The following is a 5596-nucleotide window of genomic DNA, read 5'->3' as shown; positions in this document are numbered from 1 at the left end:
TCCGGGTTTGCCGCCGCAGAAATCACCCTGTCCGGCGACGCCCGCATGGGTATCATCGATGACTTCGGAACGGGCGACACGGCATTCACCAGCCGCGCCCGCGTGAAGTTCACCATGTCGGGCGAAACCGATGGCGGATTGTCGTTCGGCGCTTCGTTCCGCGCTGACAACGCTGTCGATGCCAAGGGCGGCACCGCCGGCGAAGTGTTCATCTCAGGCGCCTTCGGCAAGCTCGCCATGGGCGACGTCGATGGCGCTGCACAGGCCGCTGTCGGCAACGTCTCGGGCGTCGGCCTGACCGGTCTCAGCGATACCAACGAACTCGCCTTCCTCCTCGGTGGCGAAGATCCGTCGGCCCTTTACAGCTACTCCTCCGGCGCGCTCGGGCTGTTCCTCTCGGTCCAGGCCAACGGCGGCAACAGCAACTACGGTGTCGGCGCGAACTACACGACCGGCGCCTACAAGTTTGGCATCGGCTACGAATCCCTCGAGGATGGCTCTACCCCCGGCGGCGGCTGGCCTGACAAGATCAACTTCTCCAGCTTCTTCGGAAACGGCGCAACCCAGGTTGTCCTCGGCGCCGATGCGACCTTCGGTGCCGTCACCGCCAAGGTTCGCTTCGCCCGCTATAGCGAAGACAGTGGCACTGACCTTGGCATGGATCAGACCGCCCTCTCCATCGACTACGCGATGGACGCGCTGACACTGACCGCTTTCGTGTCAAACTACCGTGGTACTGACGGCTACGCTGGGGATGATGGCGATTTCTACGGTCTCGGCGCAGCCTATGATCTCGGCGGTGGTGCCAAGGTCGTCGGCGGCTACGTCAAAGCGGATTCGAGCGCTCTTGGCGACACCAGCGCCTTCGACCTCGGTGTGTCGTTCTCGTTCTAATCCTTCGGGATCAGGTGATCTGGAAAGAGCGGGCTTTCGGGTCCGCTCTTTTCTTTTGAATGTGTGGTGTGGCGGATGCGCCACTGGGCCGGACCATTTTGGACAGGCAATTGCCGGAGCGGGCGTCAATTGCTAACATTCGTTAATTCAGATTGGAGACCAAGAATGAAACGCATCCTGCTTGCAACCACGCTTCTGGCCGCATCTTCCGGATTCGCTGCCGCAGAAATCACCCTGTCCGGCGACGCCCGCATGGGTGTGATCGATAATTTCGGCGATGACGACATGGGCTTCACCAGCCGTGCTCGCGTGAAGTTCACGATGTCGGGCGAAACCGATGGCGGCCTGTCGTTCGGCGCTTCGTTCCGCGCTGACAACGCTGAGGGCGCAAAAGCCGGTACCGCTGGCGAAGTGTTCATTTCCGGTGCATTCGGCAAACTGACCATGGGCGACGTTGATGGCGCGGCGCAGCAAGCGGTGGGTCACGTGGATGGCGTGGGCCTCACCGGTCTCGGCGACCTGAACGAAGTGATCTACGTCGGTGCGGGCGGGTTCACGGTCACCGACCCCATCGCGTCGGCCATCGGCTTCGCTGCCGACTGGCAGATGAGTGGCGATCCGACTGCCCTTTACGAATACTCCACTGGCGGGCTTTCGCTCTATGCCTCGGCAACGCAGCCGAACTACATCGACCCGTTCGGCGGTGGCCCTGACCGTGCCTATGCCCTGGGCGCGGCCTACACCTTCGGCGACTACAAGCTGTCGGCTGGATATGAAGCACTGGAAACGGTCGCCAGTGGCCTTCCGGACGGAGACATCTATCACTGGATCGTCGGCGCGGACGCGACCTTTGGCGCGATTGTCGTTAAGGCGCGCTATGGCGCGGCTGACATCGACGCTGGCGGTCTGCCGCGGGCCGACGCTACCCAGTACGCTCTGTCCGCGACCTACACCACGGGGCAGCTCGGCGTCACCGGTTTTGTTAGCAACAAGAATATCGAAGACCCGACCGGTGCGCCGCTGATCGAAATCGGCGCTTACGGCCTGGGTGCCGCCTACGATCTCGGCGGCGGGGCCTCGGTCAAGGGTGGCGTCGTCCAGCGCAGCATCACGACCGGTGCGGCAGCCTCGGTGGACGATACTGCCTTCGACCTTGGTGTCGCTTTCTCCTTCTAAGCGAACCCCATTGTGAACCGGAAAGAGCGGGCCTTCGGGTCCGCTCTTTTCTTTTGCGGTGCCCGGGCTAGGGTCTGGCGGACATTTGGAGGGCGGCATGGGTCTGGCGGACATCAAGGAACGGATACGGACAGCCGAGGCTGCGGCGGGGCGGGCGGCAGGGTCGGCCAGCCTGATCGCGGTGTCGAAGGTGCAGCCGATCGCGCGGGTCGAGGCGGTGCTGGCCGAAGGGCACCGGGTGTTCGGCGAGAATTACGTGCAGGAGGCGGCGGGCAAATGGCCGGGGCTGCGGGGCCAGTTTGGGGCGGTGCAGGTGCACATGATCGGGCCGTTGCAGACCAACAAGGCCAAGATCGCGGTGGAGCTGTTCGACGCCATCCACACGGTGGACCGCCCGTCGCTGGCGCAAAAGCTGGCCGGTCTGGCGCAGGCGCGGGGGCTGTGTCCGCAGCTGTTCGTGCAGGTGAACACCGGGCAGGAGCCGCAGAAGGCGGGGGTTCTGCCGGCGGATCTGGCGGGATTTCTGGCCGATTGCCGGGCAATGGACTTGCCGCTGGCCGGCCTGATGTGCATCCCGCCCGAGGCGGACGATCCGGTACCGCATTTCGCCATGCTGGCGCGGATGGCGGCGGATCACGGCCTCAGCGGGCTGTCGATGGGGATGAGCGGTGATTTTGAGGCGGCGATTGCGCAGGGGGCCACGCATATCCGCGTGGGCAGCGCCATCTTCGGCGCGCGGGCCTATCCGGCGGTCTGAGGCAGGCAGCCGGTCAGCCCGGCGGGCAGCACCAGGGGCGCGCCGAGGGCGTAGAGCGCGGCCACCAGACCCGGCGCATCGGCCTTGACCGTCAGGCTGTAGGGGCCGGCGGAGAGGATGGCCACGCCCGCCGGCAGCGCGCTGGCAAAGCCCGGTGGCGGCAGCATCACCAAGGCGGCGGGCGCGTCGCCGCCAAGGCGCATCACGCCTGCCAGCACCGCGATCCAGCCCGCAAGGACCAGCGGCGGCGCGATCAGCCAGAGCCTGCGGTCAGTAATCATGGATATGCTCCAGCGCGCCCGGCGGCAGCGCCCGCAGTGCCGCCGTCAGGCCCGCCACCGGCAACAGCACCAGATGCCGATAGCCCGGATTGCCCTGCCGCGCGAAAGAATGGATGGCGCCGTCCATGCTGGGGGCATCGGTGATCACGGTGAACATGATGTCGTCATTGCCGGCGATGTCGACGAAACTGCCACCTTCGGCCGCGATGGTTTCGGCCAGACGGGTGAAGACGCGGTAGCGTGGGGCTTCAATCTCGATGCCTTCGGGGCGTTCCGCGATGACCTGCACGTCGGGCAGGGCGGCGAGGGTTGCGGGAGTGATGCCGGTGACCACGGCGCGCAGGCGCAGCTGATCGGCCCCGACCGAGGCGACGGCAGCCTCGATCACCTGTGCGTAAGCCGCCTTGACCCGGTATTCGATGCCCAGCGCCCAGCGCCTCTCACGATCACGCAAGGCATTGGTCGCGGCGGCATCGAGCGCGGCGGCGTCGCGGGTGAAATCCCATTTGTACCAGGGCACCTGCTGCAGGAAGGTGGCGTAATCGCTGGCCTGCCGGGCGGAAAGATCGTCAAGGGGCGCGTGGTCGGGCCCGCGCGCCCAAGCGGTGGCGCGGCCCAACGTTTCCTCGTAGGCGGCTTTCAGCAGCAGCTCGGTCGTGAAGCTGACGCCGATGGTGTAGATCGTCTGCTTGGTCGTCCAGTCAAAGCCGCCGTGTTCGCCCGAAGCCCGCGACAGCGCGCAGAGCGAGGACCAGAAGCCGCCAATCGAGCTGAGGAAGCCGAACTGATGCGGTTCGCCGGTGCGGATCACCTCGGCATAGTCGTCATAGGCGTGGACGATGTGCCATTCGGGGTAGGTCAGCAGGGTGCGCGCCTCGGGTCGCTGCCAGTCGGGGGGCAGCAGCGAAGCATGGGCGGCGGGCGTGCCCTGCGGGCGGCACATGGTTTCGATGTAGGCCAGTGGCGACAGCAGGCCCGCGATGACCAGCGCTAGCGCGAGGAGAATGCGGCCGAGCCAACGCAAGAGCCAGCTCATCGGCGCAGACCCACGGCGAGGGCGAGGCCGCCGAGTAGGATATGCGGCAGGCTGGAGAGGAGCTTCAGGCTGAACGGAATATCCAGCACGCCCCAGGTGAAGATGCCAAGGTCCAGAAAGCCCGATCCGGCAAAGCAACCAAGCACCCCGTCGGCAAGGTAAAGCACACCGAACAGGATCAGGAACATCCGCGCCGCGCGGGCCGAGATCAGCGCCGCCGCCAGCGCCCAGAGCGCCGAGGCGAGGTGCAGGGCGTCGTCGTAGATATCCAGCGCGAAGATGCCGAAGGTGCGGCCCTCGGCGTCGATGATGCCGGGAATGGGCACATAGTTGAGCGAGGCGACAAGCGTCAGGATCACAGCATAGCCAAGGGCGGTTTTCTGTTGCAGTGTCATTGTCTTATATCCCCGCCATATAGGTATCCCATAACGCGTTGCGCAGCCGCAGGCTCGGATCGACCTGCCGTTTCAGCGCCACGAATTCAGCCGCGCGCGCATAGCCACGGGCGAACTGATCCGCCGTGGCATGCAGCCGGTAGGGCAGATAGTAGCTGCCGCCCATGCCGATGACAGCCTCGATCATCTCGGCCGTCATCCGGGCCATATCGGCCTCGGCGCGGGCGGTCATCTCCTGGCTGAACAGAAGGACCGAGGCGATGCGGGGGCCAGAGGGCGCGTAGCTGAGCAGCGAGGTGCTGTCCTGGGCCACGTAGCGCAGGGTGATGTTCAGCAGTTCTTGATAGCTGCCGGGTATGATGGCGCGGGCGGCGGCGAGGAAATCGGCAAAGCGGTCGGGGGCGACGAAGTATTCGTGCAGAATGTCGGTGCGGGTGGGATCGCGGTCGTCCAGGGTGATCACCGGTTCGTTCATCAGGCTGGAGCGGCTGGCCGCCCCCTGCAGGCTGGCACCGATGCCGGTCTCGATCCCCCAGCGGCGGTGTTTCACCCATTCATTGCCAAGCTGGGCGCGGAAGATGTGTCGCGACACCTTGGACAACAGGCCCGAGCCGCCAGCAGGCGGGATGTCGCCCGCAACCTCGCGGTAGGTGACCAGCATGGCGTCGTCGAAGAACCCGTTGCGGTCGATGTTGAGCCGCCCGTAGGCCATGGGGACGGTGCCATCCATCACGCCGGTGAAGGCGGTGGCGAAATCGGCGGCGGGCAGTTTCTGGAAGGTGGGTTCCAGCAGCATGTTCGGCGCGGCCTCCACCTCCAGATCGGTGATCAGGCCGATCAGGCCGTAGCCGCCCATCGCGGCGGCGAAGATATTGGCGTTTTCGGCGCGCGATGCGCGCAAGGCAGTGCCATCAGCCAGCACCATGCCGACCGAGCGGACGGTGGAGCCCATCGGGCCGAAGGGGCAGGGCCAGCCATGCGCATTGACCGAGAATGTCGAGGCGACGCCGAAATCGCTGTTCGATTGCATCACCTTTGGCGACAGGCCCAAAGGATC

Annotated in this window: 7 protein-coding genes; 3 read left to right on the top strand and 4 right to left on the bottom strand. The window is 65.6% G+C overall.

Going from position 1 to position 5596, the window contains the following annotated elements; genetic code table 11:
* The 3 genes from RMO18_RS19670 to RMO18_RS19660 all read left to right on the top strand — a co-directional run.
* The coding region (locus tag RMO18_RS19670) for a porin (RefSeq protein WP_309668216.1) at positions 1 to 894 on the top strand (894 nt) is incomplete at its 5' end.
* Between the two features lie 165 nt (positions 895 to 1059).
* Positions 1060 to 2070, top strand: coding sequence for a porin (locus tag RMO18_RS19665; RefSeq protein WP_309668215.1), 1011 nt, complete (start codon positions 1060 to 1062; stop codon positions 2068 to 2070).
* Positions 2071 to 2167: 97 nt separating this feature from the next.
* Positions 2168 to 2827 carry a YggS family pyridoxal phosphate-dependent enzyme gene (locus tag RMO18_RS19660; RefSeq protein WP_309668214.1) on the top strand — a complete coding sequence of 220 codons (660 nt, stop codon included), beginning with the start codon at positions 2168 to 2170 and terminating at the stop codon, positions 2825 to 2827.
* Here the strand turns inward: RMO18_RS19660 and RMO18_RS19655 are convergent.
* From RMO18_RS19655 to RMO18_RS19640, 4 genes are all read right to left on the bottom strand, one after another.
* Positions 2812 to 3108, bottom strand: a complete 297-nt coding sequence (locus RMO18_RS19655) for a hypothetical protein (protein WP_309668213.1) — start codon at positions 3106 to 3108, stop codon at positions 2812 to 2814. The genes RMO18_RS19660 and RMO18_RS19655 overlap by 16 nt on opposite strands.
* Complete coding sequence (locus tag RMO18_RS19650; protein WP_309668212.1) at positions 3098 to 4144, bottom strand: hypothetical protein; 1047 nt, start codon at positions 4142 to 4144, stop codon at positions 3098 to 3100. Before RMO18_RS19650 ends, RMO18_RS19655 begins: the two co-directional genes overlap by 11 nt.
* A complete protein-coding gene (locus RMO18_RS19645; protein WP_309668211.1) occupies positions 4141 to 4539 on the bottom strand; it encodes a DUF4383 domain-containing protein in 399 nt (132 codons plus the stop codon). The genes RMO18_RS19650 and RMO18_RS19645 overlap by 4 nt, the downstream gene beginning before the upstream one ends.
* A gap of 4 nt (positions 4540 to 4543) precedes the next feature.
* Positions 4544 to 5596, bottom strand: a 1053-nt coding sequence (locus RMO18_RS19640) for an FAD-binding oxidoreductase (protein WP_309668210.1), incomplete at its 5' end; no start/stop codon positions are given.

This window comes from Tabrizicola sp. (genome assembly GCF_031377265.1).
GTDB lineage: Bacteria > Pseudomonadota > Alphaproteobacteria > Rhodobacterales > Rhodobacteraceae > JAUYQR01.
The sequence above is the reverse complement of the archived record's forward strand: the minus strand, read 5'-3'. Positions and strand labels throughout refer to the sequence as shown.

Excerpts from the sequence above, each read along its gene's own strand:
- RMO18_RS19665 (WP_309668215.1), top strand. The coding sequence starts at position 1,060 with ATGAAACGCATCCTGCTTGCAACCACGCTTCTGGCCGCATCTTCCGGA.
- RMO18_RS19660 (WP_309668214.1), top strand. The coding sequence starts at position 2,168 with ATGGGTCTGGCGGACATCAAGGAACGGATACGGACAGCCGAGGCTGCG.
- RMO18_RS19655 (WP_309668213.1), bottom strand. The coding sequence starts at position 3,108 with ATGATTACTGACCGCAGGCTCTGGCTGATCGCGCCGCCGCTGGTCCTT.
- RMO18_RS19650 (WP_309668212.1), bottom strand. The coding sequence starts at position 4,144 with ATGAGCTGGCTCTTGCGTTGGCTCGGCCGCATTCTCCTCGCGCTAGCG.
- RMO18_RS19645 (WP_309668211.1), bottom strand. The coding sequence starts at position 4,539 with ATGACACTGCAACAGAAAACCGCCCTTGGCTATGCTGTGATCCTGACG.